The following is a 17,993-nucleotide window of genomic DNA, read 5'->3' on the forward strand; positions in this document are numbered from 1 at the left end:
CCTTAGTTATATCCTTCGTTTTGTTTGATAACACCGTTGCTTTGGGTGATCACCTGCCTTGGTAGAGGCAGCAGTACTTTATAAGCCTGGGCGGTAGTGGAACCGTCGTTGATGGCGCGCTGGATATAAAGGTTCCAGCGGATCAGGTCATCTTTTCTCCAACCTTCGCCCCAGAGCTCAAACAGGCGTTCGTCCTGTATTTTAGCGAGGAACTGGGACTTAGAGAGGCCAGCGGGCAAATCGTCTACCCCGGCTCTTCTCCTGACGGCGTTGATCGCATCGTAAGCCTGCTGGTTGGGTGCACCGTTCGCTTCGTTGATGCTTTCTGCCAGCATGAGCAGCACGTCTGCATAGCGGTAAATCGGGAAGTCGATCGCACTGTTTTGTGAATTGGCGCGGGACGGATCGGGGCCGAATTTTACCGGGATAGCGCCCAGTTCACCGCCCGTTCTGGCGTTTCTATAAATTACTTTGCCGTTGGCGTCATTACCGGTGGGATAGGACTCCAGCAGTACTTTCAGCCTTTTGTCCTTTTTGTCGAATTTATCGTAGCTGGACCATGGCATTTTGTAACCGCCCCAGGCAGTCAGCGGAATGCCGGTAGAGTCTTTATAATCTGACGGCAGGGCGTGTGCCAGCCACATGTTGGTGTACTGGTCGCCGCCGGAAGAGGAGCATACCACCGCGAGGATTGTCTCTGGTGAGTTGCCGCCTTTGCTGGCGGTATTGAAGTTGTCTTCGTAATTGCCCATCAGAGAGTAACCCATCTGCGTCAGTTGTTGCCCTACGGTCACAGCTTCCGCCCATTTTTTCTCATGCATATATAGTTTCATGAGACCTGTGAGGGCGGCGGCTTTGGAGAAGCGGCCGTAATCGTTGCCGGTGAATTTATCGGGCAGGGAAGCGGCTGCATCTTTATAGTCCTTTTCGATCTGTGCCACCACCACCTCTTTGGTCGGGCGCGGAACGTAGGGCGCATCAGGATTGGAAGCTATTTTAGCGTCGGTAACGATCGTGAAAGGGCCGTAGTTGAAGTACAGCAGCTGGGCATAGTGTGCTCTCAGGGCCTTCAGTTCACCGATATACCTTTTTTTCATGTCCGCATTGATGGTCATGTTTTCCATGTTGGCCAGGGCGATGGCAATGCGGGAGATATATGGTGTGTATCGGCCGTAGTTATGCGTCACCCAGTCAAAGTCGGGCGTATAGTTCAGGTTACGCAACGGTATCCAGTTACCGCCCCAGGAGCATACGCCTTCGTCGGTGGTCATCATGGCCTGTGTGCGCCAGGCATAGGTGCCGGCATCCCAGCCGCCCTGCCAGTCAGTGCCGCCGGCGAGGCCGGTATAGGCAGCATTCACAGTGGCCACAGCACCTTCGGTGGTGTTTACCACTTCGGCGAGGTTACCGTACGTGGTGTTTTGCAGATCTTTTTCACATGCACTGAAAGCCGCGAGGCTGCCCAGCAAAACGAGTCGGTGATATATGTTTTTCATGATTGTCCGGTTAAGTGATTAGAAGGATACGTTTAGGCCAAATACATAACTTTTTACCAGCGGGTAGAAGTTGTCTGGGTCCAGTTCCGGGTCCAGGCCTGGGTATTTGGTGATGGTAAACGGATTCTGTACGTCGAAGGAGAACCTTACACCAGAGAACACTTTTTGTCTTTCTATTACTTTGGCGGGCAGGGTGTACCCCAGTGTGATGTTGCGGCAACGCAGGAAAGAAGCGTCTGCAAGCCAGTAGCTGGCCGCGTTTTGGAACTGGGAGTAAGAGCCGTCGTTCAAAGCAGTGGGGAAGTCACCGTTCGGGTTTTTGAATGTCCAGCGGTTGGATGATATTGGCATGGCATTGAAACCAAACGGGTTGGTGGTGTTCTCGTTGACTCTGCCGGCGAGGTAAGGTGACCACTTTTTCTGCACCAGGCCGGAGAAGAAGATGTTCAGATCAAAGTTTTTATAGGTGAACTGGTTACCGATACCGAAGTTGAAGCGGGGATCAGCATTGCCCAGGTAGGTCCTGTCAGCAGCGGTGATGGCGCCATCGGGACCGATGATTTTGCTATTGGCATCATAACCGCGGATATCCTCGAGGATAAGGCCACCAGGTAGCATGCCGGGCATATTGGCAGGAGCGGCGCCATCGCCTTTATATATACCTGTTGAAACATAGCCGAAAATCGGATTGAACAGCGCGCCTTTGCCGGTGGCGATTTCATAAGGCTGTAATACAGCCAGTGCAGCGGGGGAGCGTTTCACCCAGTAGTTGAGGTAGTGGGAGAAGTTCACGCTGGTTGACCAGGTAAAGCCATTGTTATCGGAGATAATATTTTTACTGTGCAGGGCTATTTCATAACCGGTAGACCGTGTTTTGCCTGCGTTCATATATACGCTGTCAATAGGGAAGCCGGTAGGGTATCTAATACCTGCAATCAGGTTGCGGATGTCTTTACGGAAGTAGTCGAACGAGCCGGAAAGGCGGTTGTTAAAGAACGCAAAATCAATACCAGCGTTCAGTTCCCCGGCGGTTTCCCAGGTGAGATTTGGATTTGCGGCGCGGGTCATGACCAGACCGGAGTTAACATTACCAGAGCCGAAATACGGGCTTTGAGCCGTGCCATATACCTCGTTGGCAGCCGATCCAAAGCTACTGTTGCCTGTTTCACCGTAGCCTGCCCTTATCTTCAGGAAGGAGAGCGGGGTGAAGCCTTTCAGGAAAGATTCATCGGAGAGTACCCAGCCGGCAGACACGCCGGGGAAGTAACCCCATTTTTTATTAGCAGCAAATACAGAGGAGCCATCACGACGGATAGATGCCTGCAGGGTGATATTGCCTCTGTAGGTATAGATGGCACGGGCGAAGTAGGAGGCCCAGATCGTTTCTGATTTGCCGGAACCCACAGTAGGCTTGATCGCCTGTCCGGAGCCAATGTCATAGTATTTGGATATATCAGAAAGGAAGCCCTGGTTGGCGGCATTGAAGCCTTCCCAGCCTGATTTCTGATAGCTGTAACCGGCAACGGCGCTGAGGCTGTGTTGTTCGGAGAAAGCTTTGTTATAGGCAAGGGTATATTCCAGCAACGTGGATTTGGCTTCTGACTGGGCGATGCTCGCGGCTCCATTTACCTGTGAGCCCAGGTAGAATGTCCTCGGCATGTAGGTAGACCGTTTGGAGGTAGAGTTATCGTAGCTGAAACGTACGTTAGCTTTCAGTTCCGGGATGATGGTCCATTCGGCAAAAGCGCTGCTGAGTGTGCGGGTCAGATTGGTCAGGTCAGTGACGGTACCGTAAGATACCGGGTTAGGGATATTAGGGTAATAAGGGCTTACGGGGTAGCTGCCGTCCGGTTTTTGCAGCGGTTGTACCGGAGCCCAGTAAATGGCGGAGGTGATAATACCGCCGTTTTCATTGGCGCCGCCGGTAAAGGTGTTGTTGGCGGCGGAGTTGGAGAGGATCATGCTGGCGCCCAGTTTGATTTTGTCAGACACCACCTGATCAATGCTTACACGGCCGTTGTAACGTTTGTAATCGCTGCCAATGATTACACCTTTCTGATCGAAGTAGTTACCGGAAACATAGTAGTTGGTTTTGCCATTACCACCGGAAAGGGCGATGTTGTGCTGTTGCGTGTAACCTGCGCGGGTGATGGCGTCGGTCGCTTTTTCGTTATTACTGCGGGCGGAATCGATCTGCCCCTGGGAATAAATAGGTTTGAAAGGATCGGTTACAGAAGCAGGGTCTTTGGTGCCATAATAAGGTGCTACTTTGTTAGCACGGTACCACATCTCCTCTTTCAGCAGGTTGCGTTGTATCATGTAGTCGGCCGCACCATATATTGGGTACATTTTATCTACGTTCTGTATGCCGTAGGAACCGGTATAATCTACTTTAGGTTTGCCATTGACACCTTTCTTAGTGGTGATCAGCACTACGCCTGCGCCGGCACGGGCGCCATAGATGGAGGCGGCACTCGCGTCTTTTAGGAACTCGATGGAGGCGATATCATTGGGGTTGATGAAGTTCAGCGGGGATTTGTCCACGCCGCCTACTGCGTTTTTACCATATTTGGAACCTGTTATAGGTTGGGCAGCAGCATCCATTACCGGTACCCCGTCAATCACATATAGCACGCCTGCATTGGCGAAAGAAGGGTTGCTCCTGATCTGCACATTGACACCTGCTCCCGGTTGGCCACTGCTTTGTACTACCTGTACACCGGAGGCTTTACCCTGTAACGCGCTCTGGAAGTTGGTGCTGGCGCTGATGTTCAGGTCTTTGCCTTTTACAGTGGTCACCGCGCCGGTGAGGTTCTTTTGTTTTACCGTGCCATAACCGATCACCACTACGTCTGACAGGGCGTTGGTGGCTCTTTTCAGGCGGATGTCGAGTGTGGCCTGACCGGTATAGGTGATTTCCTGTGTTTCAAAACCGATGGAGCGTACCAGCAGCACATCGCCTTTGTTGAGGCTGAGGCTGAAGCTACCGTCAGCTTTGGAGATGGCGCCTTTCTGGGTACCTTTTACGGCTACGCTCACAAAAGGCAGCGGAGCACCGTCAGCGTCCAGGATTTTGCCGGTCACGTCTGTCAGTAGGCTGCCAGTCAGTGTTGTGGCCGCTGCTTTTTTTCTTACCGTGATTTCTTTGCCATCGATCACATAGGAGAGTGGCTGATCTTCAAAAATAATTTTCAGTGCTTCTGCCAGCGGAACATCGGTGAGGTTGACATTCACCGGTTTGGCAGCGTTGATGTGGTCTTTGACGTAGAAAAAGTTGTAGCCTGTCTGGCTTCTCAGTTTGTGGATGACTGCAACAAGTGAAGCGTTTTTCTCAGAAAGCGTGACTTTCTGGGCACTGGCCACAGCACTAAGGCTGATGAACGCTGTAAGCAGTAATGTGGTAGCAATCCGCATGAAAACGAAGGTTTTGGAAGGCCGGCAATAGCTCGCCCTGCCTCCTTTGTGAAGAAGGTTTAATATCATACCTTTACGAGGTTTGGTTTTTAATTCAATGTTGTTTTTCCGTGCGTGAAAAATTGATTTTGATTGAAACCTTACGACCGAACGTGGAAGTGCTTCCTCACTTTCACGTTTTTTATAAGGCCACATGCTGGTTGGCGCTTTTACTTCATTGGCGTGGATTTAAAGTTCACTGTTAATAGTTGTTCTCTTTGACAGTCACATTGTTCACAATCGTGTTCAGTACTTGCTTACATATATTTTCCCGGTTACTATCCTGAATTTTAATAAGCCTGCTTTCTCGATGGTGTTTAATACTTTTGATACGTTCTCAAACCGGGAGATGGTGCCTTCCATTTCGTTGGTGGGAATGTCTCCTTCATAGATGACTTCCACATCATACCAGCGGGATATTTTCCGCATGATCTCGTAGATATTTTCGTTGCTGAATTCAAAGTATCCGTTTTTCCAGGCCACGATGCCGTCGGTATTTACGGCGGCTATTTTCAGTGTGCCGTTTTTACCGCTGATGGCTTGTTGACCGGGCTTCAGCACCTGTGCGTCATTGATTTTAACGGCGCCCGTGAGTAATGTTGTTCTGGCAAACGGCTCATCAGCGTAGTTGTTGACATTAAAGCTGGTGCCGAGCACTTGTATCTGCTGATTGTTGGTGCGTACTTTAAAAGGTCGGGCCGGGTCGGCAGCTACTTCAAAGTAGGCTTCCCCGTTTATTTCCACCGCGCGTTCCGCCTGTTGTGCGAAAGAGGCGGGGAAGGTGAGGGTGGTGGCGGCATTGAGCCATACCCGTGTGCCGTCGGCCAGGGTGATCTGGTATTGTTCGCCCCGGGCGGTGCTGAGAGTGTTATATTGAATAGCGGCGGTGCCGTTTACCGGGCGGTATTCCAGTGAGCCGTCGGCCGCTTTGTTGACTTCCGCGCCTGCCTGGTCTGTCAGTTTACCGGTTTGTGTATCAGAGAGCAATATCTTCTTTCCGTTGGCCAGTGTGAGGGTGGCGGTATTTTTCCCGGCCGGCATGTCAGTTTGAGCGGGCATGGCATGCATTGCTACAGGTGTCGGCTGGCTGCCGCTGTGGCGGAACCAGTAAATGCCGCCGGCCAGTATGCCGGTAAGCGCAGCTGCCGCCGCGATGCGCCAGGGAAAGACCCTCCCGCGGGAGATGCCTGTCTGCCGGTGTATTTTTCCCAGGATGAGCGCTTCCTGTGCAGACATGTCGCCGATATCCGGTTTACCTGCCTGCTGTGCGTCGCACCAGGCGCTATATACCGCCAGATCTTCATCTGTGGCCGTGTTGGTCGCTATTCGATCTATAATACCGGTGATATGTTTTTCATCCATGGAAAGCCTGTTAAGTGCTGGTTCTATCTATTAAGGGACATAAAAAGGGGCTTCCCCCCAAAGGAGCTGAAAAAAAATTATAGCAACAGGAAGGAGAGCATTTTTTTGCTCAGGTCTGACCGGAGTTTTTTCAGGGCGATGGTGATCTGGTTTTCGACCGTTTTTTCGGAGATGCCCATGCGGGCAGCGATTTCCTTATTGGTAAGGTGTTGTACCCGGCTGAGATGAAATATCTTCCGGGCCCGTTGGGGCAGTGTTTCGGAGAATTCAGTGATCACCTTTCTCAGTTCTTTCACTTCAAAATCTTCGTCTATACGGGTGATAGTGGGCATTTCCACATTGGTCGCGAGGATCGCGGCACGGCGGCGGGATGTCTGGATGATCCGCGCCAGCCGGTATTTAACGGCAGCCATGAGGTAGCCTTTCAGGGAGGTCACTTCCAGGGTGCTACGGTTTTCCCATAACCACACAAATATCTCCTGTACCGCGTCGCTGCACTCTTCTTCATTGTTCAGGATATTCCAGGCATACTGGTACAGCAGCCGGAAATAGCGGGCATACACCTCGTTAAAGGCCAGTACCTCGCCTTCCTTTAATAAAGGTAGCAATGCTGCATCACTGAACGCGTTATAATCCCTCATATACTATAAACCTCTGGCAGAGCCCATCGGCCAAATTTATTTAGTTATTTGGTTATTTGGCGATTTTATTATTGGATTTACTGATTTTGGGATTTTTTGATTTTGGAATTTGGGGAGATGATCCAATCCAGCGGTAAATTAATTTATATTTGCTTTTGTCGATTTCATCCTGAAAAAACACCAGCAAATGGCAAAACAAACAACAGGCGGAGCAGGCATACAACAGGCCGGATTAGATTTTTTAAGTGTGTTGAAAAAAAATAACAACCGGGAGTGGTTTAACGCACACAAAGATGATTATCTCCAGGAACTGAAACAGATGGAGACATTTGCTGATGCCCTGTTGGCAGACCTTTCCGTTCATGACGTGATAGAAACAGCTTCCGGCAAACAAAGCCTTTTCCGCATTTACCGTGATACCCGTTTTTCCGCAGATAAATCACCTTACAGGACGTACTGGAGCGGTGGTTTCAAACGAGCCACCCAACAGCGTCGTGGTGGATACTACTTCAGTATAGAGCCAGGCGCCAGTTTCATTGGCGGCGGTTTCTGGGGCCCGGTTGCAGACGATCTCCGGAAAATCCGCGATGATATAGCGTTTGACCCGGCGCCGTTGCAGAAGATCCTTAACAGCAAGTCTTTTAAATCCACATTTGGTACCCTCGAAGGGGAGCAGCTGAAAAAGGCGCCCCGTGGCTATGATCCGGCGCACGAGGCCGTTGACCTGTTGCGTTATAAGCAGTTCCTGCTGATGCGCCGCTTTACAGACGAAGAGGTATTGTCGCCGCAGTTCAGAAAAGAAGCGGGCAAAACATTTGCCGCCATGCGTCCTTTCTTCGACTATATGAGTGAAATTTTGTCCACCGATTCCAACGGATTATAATCATCAGTTTATGCCCAACATAGAACCGTTAGCACCGGAGATAGAACAGCGCGTGCGCGATAGTTTCGGCCGGCAGAAAATGATGGCGCTGTATGGCGCCACCATGACCGGCATTGGTAAAGGTTATGTAGAAATCAGCATGCCGCCCAGCGACATCGCCCTGCGCCCGTCGGGCATCTTCCATGGCAGCGCCATCGCAGGCCTGACAGACGTAGTGGCCGGCTACTGTGCGGCCACTATTCCGGTGGAAGACCCTTATTTTGTGACCGTCGAGTTTAAAATCAATTTCCTCAACCAGGCCAAAGGCGAACTGTTGGTCGGACAGGGAAGGTCGATCAAAGCCGGCGCCACGCTCACCATTGTACAAACAGATATTTACACCCGTACCGGGGAGCGGGAAACCCACGTTGCCACTGCCCTGGTCACTATGATGAAAATCAATAAACGTTAACCACGTATGGAAATCACCTCTATCAGCACTTTCCTGCCTTACTACGACAAAATCCGTGAGCGCACCAAAAGACTGCTCGCCGTAGTTCCACCCGATTCCCTGGACTGGGCTTATATGCCGGGTAAATTCACCATCGGTGATGAGATCCGGCATATCGCCACTATCGAAAGGTATATGTTCGCCGAAACAATCGCCGGTCGCCCCAGCAGCTACCGTGGCTGCGGAAAAGAGCTGGCCGACGGCTACGATGCCGTGATGGCTTACTTCGATCAGCTGCATGAAGAATCCATGGCTATTTTCCGCGCATTAAGCGATGAAGACCTGCTGCAGAAATGCACCACGCCCGGCAACGCCACCATGCCCGTCTGGAAATGGTTGCGCGCCATGGTGGAACATGAAATACACCACCGCGCGCAGTTGTATATCTACCTGAATATGATCGGTGTAAAAACGCCGCCTATGTTCGGGCTGAGCGCAGAAGAAGTAGCGGCGTATTCGAAACCGGAATAGATCTTCTTCGATGAAATTGTGGCCTATAGCTATGTTGTTGTGCCTGGGCGTTTGCTGCGGGTCGCAGCGGTGTGCCTGATCTTTTTCGGGTTCCATGTGTGCTACCAAAAAATATAAAATATGGCTGTGAATGATCTTATATTCAAGTTTATAAATACCAGTGAGGAACCGCTCGTGATTTTTATTGACCCTCCCGTTATTGACTATATATTGGAAGCCGGAGAATCCCTAAAGTTGAAAATCATTGGCTATAAAGCGGAAGCGCAGGATGTGAGTGATATCGTTGATGTCCGGTATGAGAAGGATACTATCTATATCGATCTTAACTACAGCTTTACGACAATGGTCGAAAAAGATGGGGAAGAGGAGATTATCTGGGGATGGCCGGATAAGGAATAATTGTAGTATGAAAGCAGCCTTAAAGTTTATTTCGTTGTATGCTGTCTGTTGCCTGGTGGTGATAGTGGTCCTATATTGGTTGAAGTTCTTTTCTATCGAAATATTTTCTTATTTGTTGTGGTTTTATATAGAAGAATGGTTGTTGGGATTGATCATATATCCTCTGGTCAATCGTAGTGTTGAATGGTTGCGTCCCGGTTATCTTTTGAAGATCCTGATGGATGGTATGGTATGTATCCTGTTGTTGAATATTCCTTTCCTGATAGCTGATCATGAGATACTGACGGTAGATTTGGTAAAACGTATAGGCAGTGGGGTTGATCTTCATGATATACTATATCGTTGTCCTGCATGATCGGGGTAATAATAGTGGCAAAGGGAGAGGTGGTTGTAGAATGACTAAAAATCAATACCTATGTATAAATTACTGCTGATAGTAATTTTGTTTAGTATGACGGCCAACGCCCAGATGAAATTGAAGCCATCTTCATGGGAATCATCCATCTGGATAGGAGATAATACGGACAGTCTTTTCTTAAAGGGGGATACCGTTAGCCTGATCAAAGCCCCTGCCACAACTGATAATTATATTATCTGACATGATTTCTTGACGTTGGTATTTGGAAAGGCGCGAGCGTTGGATATATCAGAAACGAAGGTCAGTATATGGTCGGTAACAAAGCGGAAAGGGCTTTATACCTGGCAATTTGATCCACAATGTCAGTTACTGACGATCCTTTTTAATGGTGGAAAGTTGGTGGTATTTGGGTTGTTATCTGAAAAGCCTGTGCAACTGGAATCTTGTTATGTGAATGAGCCGGAAATAACGACCAGGAAAATTACCATGAAAAGGGTATGGTCAGCTATAGCCTTTGCTGGTTTTAGAAACAATAAATAACAAACATGAAAAGAAAGTTGGTTTATATTTCGCTGTTGCTGCTTTTGGCTGCCTGTTTTCCTCCTTTGTTAGAAGTTGACAGAAGAGTGTTAGCCAACATACCGGTTCCCGGCAAGGATTATAAGATAGTTATTTATTATGTTTCCGGAAACGCGACAGTGCAGGATTGTATTCAGGTAGTAGCATCTTCAAAGGATAGTGGTGAGCAGGTGTTGGAAAATTACGAGCGATACAATATACTGGAGTCTTATCAATTGGTGGCTGATTCTTCTTTGATGCTCGTTGTGGGCGATTCGTTAAGCTATTTGGGCAGTAAGAGCAAGCCGGATACGATTTTTTTACCATTGAAATAAATCGATTGAAATATATATTCATCCTGCTGATCAGCATAGTTTTGATCAGTTGTCAATACAAAAAAACGACTGCATCCTTCCATAAACTGCACATCACCTATAGCAATGGATGGGGCAAGCGTTTTTCCGTTATAATTGATAGTACAGGGAAAGTTATTCTCGGGAGGAAATGGGCTGATAGGACCTTTTTTAACGCGCAATTAGATGACCAGGATTTATTAAAGCTGGATAGTGCCTATAGGAGGACTCCATTTGAAAGCTATGACAGCACTTATTCAAAGGATGATCGCTCTGATTTGTACTCTTATAAAGTAGTGTTACCAGACTTTGATAATAAAGCAGTATATGTTTATGGCGGAATTGCACCTGAGTCATTGAAGTCATTCATTGGTTGCGTTAGAGAGATAGTAGAGAAACTATTCCTGACGCCTGCTGATACGGCTGTTATCTTTGAGAGTCATAAAGGCTTTTATCCTGTACAACCTCCATTAAAATAGAAAAACATTTGTTCATCATATTGAAATGAAATTTATAATAAAAGAGAATATCGATTAAGTGTAAAATTTTAAAGATGTAGGATAAGCCCTTCGTTTCCTTACCTTTAAGGAACTCTGATTATAGAAGGTGGTCGCATTTTGCGACCACCTCGAAAGCCTTTATGAAAAGGTACGTTAGTTACAGGGAGGATATAAACAAAATGTGCCAGAAGGACAAGATAGAAGCCGCTACCTCCGGCTGTAGGAAATATGATGAATAACCTTATAATTTAAAGATGAGTAACAAAATAAATGAAATGATGTTACCAGATGAAGTGTTAGCCAGCAAAATATATCATATCCGGGAACATAAGGTAATGTTGGATCGTGACCTTGCGGAATTATATGATGTGAAGCCAATACGGTTGAGAGAACAGGTAAAACGAAATACGGAGCGGTTTCCTGAAAACTTTATGTTCCAGTTAATGGATGAGGAAGCGGAGGTCATGGTATCGCAAAATGCGATACCATCTAAAAAGCATCTGGGCGGCTATCTCCCATATGTTTTTACGGAACATGGTGTACTGATGTTGGCTAATGTGCTGCGCAGTGACCGCGCCATACAGGTAAGCATTCGGATTATTGAAATCTTTGTGAAGATGCGGGAAATGCTGTCTGCGCATAAGGATATTTTATTGAAACTTGAACAGCTGGAAAGGAAATCAATAGGTCATGATGTGGATATACAGCTAATTTTTGGATACCTCAAAGAATTACTTAACCCGTCGCAGGAGCCTCGTAACATGATTGGGTTTACCCGTCATGGAGAAACGGAGGAATGATATGGAGTTGTGATCCTGCTTAGTGATCTGTTATTCCTGATAATTTCCAGCTTGTTCGCGTTTCTAAAACAACTCATCCAACATCACATAATACGCCAACCGCTCCTCATCTCTCTCCATCCCCAGTCTTTCAAACAACATCCCGGCATAATCATCCGTTCCGAAATTATGCTTCAACGACCGCACGCATAACGCAATATCCTGGTACGCATCTGCCACACCGGCGCCGCCAATATCGATGAAACCGCTCACCTGTCCTTGTTTGCCGAAGATATTCGGCAAACAGTAGTCACCGTGGGTGAAGACGGGCGTGTAGTAAGACGGCTTGTGAGCAATGAGATAGTCCAGCAGCGCCTGAGGGGTAGGGAAGCGGTTATTGTCTTCCCAATCGGAGGTATCTACCAGTCCGTGTGTTACATTATGCGCTGCGGCTGTTAGTTTCTTTTCCAGGCTGTTATCGAAAGGACAATTATCGATAGGAAGTGCGGACAGCAGCTGTATGCCATCGGCCAGCAGTTTGACGGTCAGTTCGGGATTATCGAGGTAGCTGTCGGCGCAGAGCATTTCGCCTTCTACAGCAGTGGTGAGCAGGTAATCGACAGCGTCATGGGTGCCGAAATACTGGATTACGGGCACCGGCAGCTTATCCTGCAGCCAGGTTAATACCTCATATTCGAGGCGTAGCCCTTGTCCGGAGGGTTGTGTTTTCAGGTAGAACACGCTGTGGGTGCTGGTGTAGCGGTACACGCTGGCGGCCGAGTAACCGATAGTGATGGGTTCGGGTGATAGGTCTGCCAGCAGATGGGCCAGGTCTGTAGGGAGGTTGGGCATGGGTTCCTGTTTTGTCTCCCTGTAAAAATAGGGTATTAATATTTTCCGGGCATACTTGCATATGTAAAAGGCTTTTTTTTATTTTTATGGCTAAACCTTTCGTGTTTGGAGCAGTTGTCGGATACCGCGTTGTTGGAGCGTATGCAGGCATATAATGATAAGGCCGCCTTTGATGAACTGTATCACCGGTATTGGGAACAGCTTTATGTGGCGGCATATGCCAGATTGCAGCAGGATGCAGATGCCAAGGATTGTCTGCAGGAAGTTTTCGTTTCTCTCTGGCATAAACGCCGGGAGTTACGGATTCAGGGCCCATTGGGGCCATACCTGCATGTGGCGCTTAAATACAGGGTCCTTAACCATCTCCGCAGCCATCAGAATTACCAGAAACACCTGGATATTTTCTCCGCTATCCCGCCGGCGGTATTTGACCGGGCGGATGACCGCCTGGCACTGGCGGAAATACAACAGATCATAGAACAGGCCATCGCGGCCATGCCGGAAAAGATGCGGCAGACCTATATCCTCAGCCGGCAGGAACAACTGACTGTCCGCGAAATGGCAGACCAGCTGGGCGTTTCCCAGCAAACGGTCAAAAACCAGCTCACCACGGCGCTGAAGCGCCTGAAAGATGCCCTTGCAAGATTCAAATAGCCTCATCCAAAAAAAAATTTCTCCCCGGTTTAGTACTATCCTTTTTCAGCGGTGTCATTATGGTAGAAAACGGTTAAAATGTGCACGATCAGGAAAAAATAGCAGCGATCATCACACGGCTCGAAACCGGCACCTGTACTCCACAAGAACTGGAATGGCTGCATGAATGGTATCAATCCCAACACATGCAAGCCGGCACAGCGTTCCGTCATGAAGGCCATCGGCAGCAACTCCAAGCGGAGATGTTGCAACATATCCATGGCCAGCTGGATACGGTGCCTGTTGCCACAGCAGGAAGGGTAGTGCCTTTCTATAAAAAATGGTGGGCGGCCGCCAGCCTGTTGGCCGCGGTGGTGACGGTGAGCGCCTGGTTATGGCATGACTACCGTCAGCAGCATGCCCTGCTGCTGGTGGAGGTAGGTCCTGGTCAGCAACGGCAGCTCATGCTGCCCGATAGCTCCCTGGTATGGCTCAATGCCGGCGCAAAGCTGAAATACCCCCGCACATTCGATGCCGTGCGGAAGGTAGAGCTGGAAGGAGAAGGATTCTTTGACATACACCCGGATGCGCATCATCCGTTTGAGGTACATACACAGGAACTAAATGTACAAGTGCTGGGAACATCTTTTGATGTGAAAGCCTATAATACGCTCGATGAGACACAGGTAACGGTGAAAACAGGCATGGTAAAAGTCCTGCACCATCAAACCGGCCTCGATGTGCTCAGTGCCAACGATCAGCTGACTTACAGCCGCTCGGCGCAACAGTATATGAAATCAACCGTAGAAAACGAACAAATCAACGAATGGGCCAACGGCATGATCAGCCTGTCCCAGGCCGGCTTCGCGGAAGTGGCGCTCACCCTGGAAAACCAGTACGGCGTTCGCATCCGGTACAATCCGGCGGAAATGAAAGCATTTGAATACACGCTGAGATGCAGTAAACAACTGTCGGTAACACAGGTACTGGACATCATCAGCAGCATACATCCGATACAATATGATATAAAGGACAACGAGATTACCATTCACCGTAAAAACTAATGTAGCACCAAGGAGGTTGCACCACCTATTAAAACCGGGATGACAGCGAAGAGAGCGTCCCTGGCACCGCTATGACCATATGTGTACAAAAAACCGCGTCTGTTGCAGCAGACACGGTTTGGATCATACAATGTTTTGTATGCATTTAGTAAAACACTAAAATCAACCAAAGATATGCAAAAATCGCTTTCGCTAACGTATATACGGAGCTTAGTGAGATGGAGCATCGCGTTCACAGTGTTCTCGCTGGGAAATATCAGTCTCCTTTCTTCACAGGTATATAGTCAGTCTACGCAGCCGGTCAGTGTTACCGCTGCTTTTGAAAATGAAACGCTTGCATCCTGTCTCAAAAAACTGGAACGCAGCTACCACCTGTCTTTCGGCTACGATAGCCAGGAACTCTCCCAATACCGGATCGATCAACAACATTTCGTCAACGTACCCCTGGACAAGGTACTAACAGCCCTGCTCAAAAAAACAGCTTTCGCATGGCAGGCAAAAAACGGGGTTTACCTGATCGTAAAACAACCGTCCACTCCAGCTGTGGCCACTACGCCTGCTGCTGCCGGTAAAATCCGCGGCCGTATCACCGATGCCACTACCAACAACCCTGTTCCGGGTGTAACGGTACGCGTGGCCGGCGCTAAATATTATGCGGTCTCCAATCCGGAAGGGGAATACGAACTGTTGTTACCTCCCGGCAACTATTCTCTTTTGTATTCTTTTATCGGTTACCAGGAAGAAGTAAAACCCATGGTGAAAGTGATGCCCGCTGCTGTGGCAGCGGTACCTGTGGCGCTGGTAGTGAAACCTTCCCGTTTAACCGAGGCCGTAGTCATCGGTTATGGTGTCCAGGAACGCCGCAGCCTGCTCGGCTCCGTGAGCAGCTTCAAAGCCAGTGAAATGCCCGGCCAGATGCCGCTTTCTGTGGATGAAGCCATGGTCGGCAAACTGCCCGGGGTGTTCATCGCGCCTTCCAGTGGCGTGCCCGGCGCTGCCAGTAACATCACCATCCGTGGTATCAGCACCCTTAACGCCAACGGCAATACGCCGTTGATCGTGATTGATGGGGTGCCTATCTATGGTATTGATCCCAATCTTAATACGGTGGACTATAATAAAGGAGCCTCACAGACCTTTTCTTTCGGTGGCAACCAGGTGGTGAATGAATACCGCCAGCCGACCACCTTCGAGAAGAACCCGCTGGCTACCCTCAACCCCGATGATATTGAATCCATCGAAGTGTTGAAAGACGCTTATTCCACTGCCATCTACGGTTCCCGTGGCTCCGGTGGCGTTATCCTCATCACCACCAAAAAGGGGAAACGCGGTAACGCCCGGGTGGATGTACAACTGGGCGCCTCCATCGCTTCTCCCCGCAAACTGCCATCTGTCCTGACCGGCGACCAGTACGCGGATTTCTACAACCGGCTCTTTGCACTGAAAGACTCTGTCGGCCGCGCGGGCAACCCTTTCTATCGACCATTGAATTATAAGTTCCCCAAAGGAGTGAACACCAACTGGTTGGATGAAGTAGTCCGCAATGCCGTAGGCAGCGATGCTAACGTGTCCCTCAGCGGCGGTACGGAAAAAAGCAACTACTACGTGAGCCTGGGATACGACAAACAACAGTCCTATATCGTCAATAACGATTTCACCCGCTATCAGGGTCGCGTGAACTTCGACAACCAGATGACCAAATCACTGAAGGTTGGCGTGAGCATGTCTATGAATCAGGCCAACAACAACTCGCTGAACGCACAGGAAGTATACCGCAACGCTATCCAGAAAGCGCCTAACATCGGTATCTACGACAGCACCGGCAATTTCAACTGGCGCTATGGCAACAACCCCACCGGACCGGAAGCCGTGATGAACCCGGTGGCACAAGCTACTGCTACTAAAAACTATTCCACCGACAGCCGCGTGCTGGGTAACGTGTTCGCTGACCTGAAGCTGCGCTCCTGGCTTAGCCTGCACTCCGATTTCGGGGTGGACTGGATCAGCTCCCGCGCGTATAGCCGTAACATTGACCGGCCCCAAACGCCGGGCGGCAACGCTACAGAATCTCAACAGCAGCTTCGCAAATGGGTGACCAACAACCGCCTCGATATCAACAAAGCCTTTGATGGCGGTCATGCTATCAGCGCCATGCTGGGCCAGAGCTTTGAAAAATCGGTGGAAAGTGTCAACTCCGTTGCCGGTGATGGTTTCCTCAATAATGAAATGCTGAGCATCTCCACCGCTAAAAACAAGAGAGTGGTGAACTCATTGCAACAGCAGTGGGCGCAGGTGTCATTCCTCGGCAGGCTCAATTATGAGTACCTGCACCGCTACCTGGTAGGTGTTACCTACCGGATGGACGGCTCTTCCCGTTTCTCTGCCAATCACCGTTATGTAGGTTTCCCTTCTTTTGCAGTGGGCTGGGTGCCCAGTGAGGAAGCTTTTCTGAAAGGCGGCAAACTCATTGAACAACTGAAAATACGCGGTAGTGTAGGCTTCACCGGTAGTGACGGCGGCAACGGCTACTATGGCAACCAGGGCCAATATGTGGTAGACGTATACGGTGCTTCCTATGGCAACGTGTCCGCTATCGGTGTAAAACAACCGGCCAATCCTAACCTGCAATGGGAACGTACTACCACCTGGAACGTGGGCATGGACCTCAGTCTGCTGAAAGGCCGTGTGAGCGCTACGCTGGACTACTACAGACGACAAACCTCCAACGCTATCCTCGGCTCTGTACTGCCTTACTTCATGGGTTTCTCCATGCAGAAACAGAACCTGGCAGACCTGAGTAACAACGGTATTGAGTTCAGTATCGCCAGCCAGAATATCATCCGGAAAAATTTCAGCTGGACCACCAACTTCAATATCTCCGGTAACAGGAATAAAATCATCCGCCTGCATAAAATCAGCGAAGACCAGCTCGCCAATCAGAACGAAATTGATGGCAACAGGTTCTGGCGGGTAGGGCATTCCGCTACGGCCTTTTATCTCTACAACTGGGGCGGCGTCAACCCGGACAACGGGCAGCCGCTCTGGATAGATAATACCGGCAAAAGCTCAGAGAAGCCTATTCAGCAACAGTATCCCAATGCGCCTTACGTACACCGCGAATACATGGGCGATGCTATGCCGGTGGTATTCGGTGGTATGGGAAACACCTTTACCTACAAAGACCTCGAGTTGAACTGCTTCCTGTCTTTCTCTGCCGGCAATAAAATCATCAATGGCGCAAAGGCGGCGCAGTTCAGCTATTTAGGCAGTTCCTCTACCGCCAATAACGTGTACAACCTTTCTCCGGACATCCTGAACTACTGGCAGTATCCGGGACAGCAAACAGATATTCCCGCGCTGATCAATAAGTCCAATGCAGCTGCTGCCGGTTTCGGCAACTCTTACGACTATACGCTCAGCCGGCAGAATTCCCGCTTCCTCGAAGATGCGTCGTTCATCAAACTGAGAAGTGTGTCTCTCACGTATAATTTCACGCGCCTGTTAAAACACAGCCAGTCAGTGAAATCACTGCGTGTATTCGTGGAAGGTAACAACCTGTTGGTGCTGACCAACTATTCCGGTCTGGACCCGGAGGTGAGCGCCTATGGCTCTTCTGCACTGAACATGGGATTTGATGAGCTCACCATGCCGTCACCACGCACATGGAGGGTAGGTATTAAAGCATCTTTTTAAAATGAGAT

The 17,993-nt window shown here is 49.4% G+C and carries 17 protein-coding genes; 12 read left to right on the plus strand and 5 right to left on the minus strand.

From position 1 onward, the window contains the following. Nucleotides 1-2: 2 nt before the first annotated feature. From HHL17_RS16090 to HHL17_RS16105, 4 genes are all read right to left on the minus strand, one after another. Nucleotides 3-1,496, minus strand: coding sequence for a RagB/SusD family nutrient uptake outer membrane protein (locus tag HHL17_RS16090; protein ID WP_169225703.1), 1,494 nt, complete (start codon nucleotides 1,494-1,496; stop codon nucleotides 3-5). Between the two features lie 18 nt (nucleotides 1,497-1,514). Then, nucleotides 1,515-4,979, minus strand: coding sequence for a TonB-dependent receptor (locus HHL17_RS16095; protein WP_169225704.1), 3,465 nt, complete (start codon nucleotides 4,977-4,979; stop codon nucleotides 1,515-1,517). Between the two features lie 216 nt (nucleotides 4,980-5,195). After that, nucleotides 5,196-6,311, minus strand: a complete 1,116-nt coding sequence (locus HHL17_RS16100) for a FecR family protein (RefSeq protein ID WP_169225705.1) — start codon at nucleotides 6,309-6,311, stop codon at nucleotides 5,196-5,198. 77 nt (nucleotides 6,312-6,388) lie between these two features. After that, a complete protein-coding gene (locus HHL17_RS16105) occupies nucleotides 6,389-6,952 on the minus strand; it encodes an RNA polymerase sigma-70 factor (protein WP_169225706.1) in 564 nt (187 codons plus the stop codon). Between the two features lie 187 nt (nucleotides 6,953-7,139). Between HHL17_RS16105 and HHL17_RS16110 the strand changes: the two genes are divergently transcribed. From HHL17_RS16110 to HHL17_RS16150, 9 genes are all read left to right on the plus strand, one after another. Beyond that, a complete protein-coding gene (locus HHL17_RS16110) occupies nucleotides 7,140-7,835 on the plus strand; it encodes a DUF2461 domain-containing protein (protein WP_169225707.1) in 696 nt (231 codons plus the stop codon). A 10-nt stretch (nucleotides 7,836-7,845) separates the two neighbouring features. Further along, nucleotides 7,846-8,286 carry a PaaI family thioesterase gene (locus HHL17_RS16115; protein ID WP_169225708.1) on the plus strand — a complete coding sequence of 147 codons (441 nt, stop codon included), beginning with the start codon at nucleotides 7,846-7,848 and terminating at the stop codon, nucleotides 8,284-8,286. A gap of 6 nt (nucleotides 8,287-8,292) precedes the next feature. After that, complete coding sequence (locus tag HHL17_RS16120; RefSeq protein WP_169225709.1) at nucleotides 8,293-8,796, plus strand: DinB family protein; 504 nt, start codon at nucleotides 8,293-8,295, stop codon at nucleotides 8,794-8,796. 126 nt (nucleotides 8,797-8,922) lie between these two features. Continuing rightward, nucleotides 8,923-9,195 (plus strand): hypothetical protein, encoded by a 273-nt coding sequence (locus HHL17_RS16125; RefSeq protein ID WP_169225710.1) that lies wholly within the window; start codon nucleotides 8,923-8,925, stop codon nucleotides 9,193-9,195. Nucleotides 9,196-9,202: 7 nt separating this feature from the next. Then, nucleotides 9,203-9,550 carry a hypothetical protein gene (locus HHL17_RS16130; protein WP_169225711.1) on the plus strand — a complete coding sequence of 116 codons (348 nt, stop codon included), beginning with the start codon at nucleotides 9,203-9,205 and terminating at the stop codon, nucleotides 9,548-9,550. A 60-nt stretch (nucleotides 9,551-9,610) separates the two neighbouring features. Then, nucleotides 9,611-9,793, plus strand: a complete 183-nt coding sequence (locus tag HHL17_RS16135; RefSeq protein ID WP_169225712.1) for a hypothetical protein — start codon at nucleotides 9,611-9,613, stop codon at nucleotides 9,791-9,793. 305 nt (nucleotides 9,794-10,098) lie between these two features. After that, nucleotides 10,099-10,446, plus strand: coding sequence for a hypothetical protein (locus HHL17_RS16140; protein WP_169225713.1), 348 nt, complete (start codon nucleotides 10,099-10,101; stop codon nucleotides 10,444-10,446). A gap of 5 nt (nucleotides 10,447-10,451) precedes the next feature. Then, nucleotides 10,452-10,943, plus strand: a complete 492-nt coding sequence (locus tag HHL17_RS16145; RefSeq protein ID WP_169225714.1) for a hypothetical protein — start codon at nucleotides 10,452-10,454, stop codon at nucleotides 10,941-10,943. A gap of 275 nt (nucleotides 10,944-11,218) precedes the next feature. Further along, nucleotides 11,219-11,764, plus strand: coding sequence for an ORF6N domain-containing protein (locus tag HHL17_RS16150; RefSeq protein ID WP_206156000.1), 546 nt, complete (start codon nucleotides 11,219-11,221; stop codon nucleotides 11,762-11,764). Between the two features lie 63 nt (nucleotides 11,765-11,827). Here the strand turns inward: HHL17_RS16150 and HHL17_RS16155 are convergent, their stop codons facing one another. Then, nucleotides 11,828-12,595, minus strand: a complete 768-nt coding sequence (locus HHL17_RS16155) for an APH(3') family aminoglycoside O-phosphotransferase (protein WP_169225715.1) — start codon at nucleotides 12,593-12,595, stop codon at nucleotides 11,828-11,830. A 105-nt stretch (nucleotides 12,596-12,700) separates the two neighbouring features. Here HHL17_RS16155 and HHL17_RS16160 point away from each other — a divergent pair, with 105 nt between their 5' ends. From HHL17_RS16160 to HHL17_RS16170, 3 genes are all read left to right on the plus strand, one after another. After that, nucleotides 12,701-13,249, plus strand: coding sequence for an RNA polymerase sigma factor (locus tag HHL17_RS16160; RefSeq protein WP_169225716.1), 549 nt, complete (start codon nucleotides 12,701-12,703; stop codon nucleotides 13,247-13,249). 80 nt (nucleotides 13,250-13,329) lie between these two features. Next, a complete protein-coding gene (locus HHL17_RS33585) occupies nucleotides 13,330-14,292 on the plus strand; it encodes a FecR family protein (RefSeq protein WP_169225717.1) in 963 nt (320 codons plus the stop codon). A 174-nt stretch (nucleotides 14,293-14,466) separates the two neighbouring features. Continuing rightward, nucleotides 14,467-17,985, plus strand: coding sequence for a SusC/RagA family TonB-linked outer membrane protein (locus HHL17_RS16170; RefSeq protein WP_169225718.1), 3,519 nt, complete (start codon nucleotides 14,467-14,469; stop codon nucleotides 17,983-17,985). Nucleotides 17,986-17,993 lie beyond the last annotated feature (8 nt).

This window comes from Chitinophaga fulva (assembly GCF_012927205.1).
In the GTDB taxonomy this organism is placed as follows: Bacteria; Bacteroidota; Bacteroidia; order Chitinophagales; family Chitinophagaceae; genus Chitinophaga; species Chitinophaga fulva.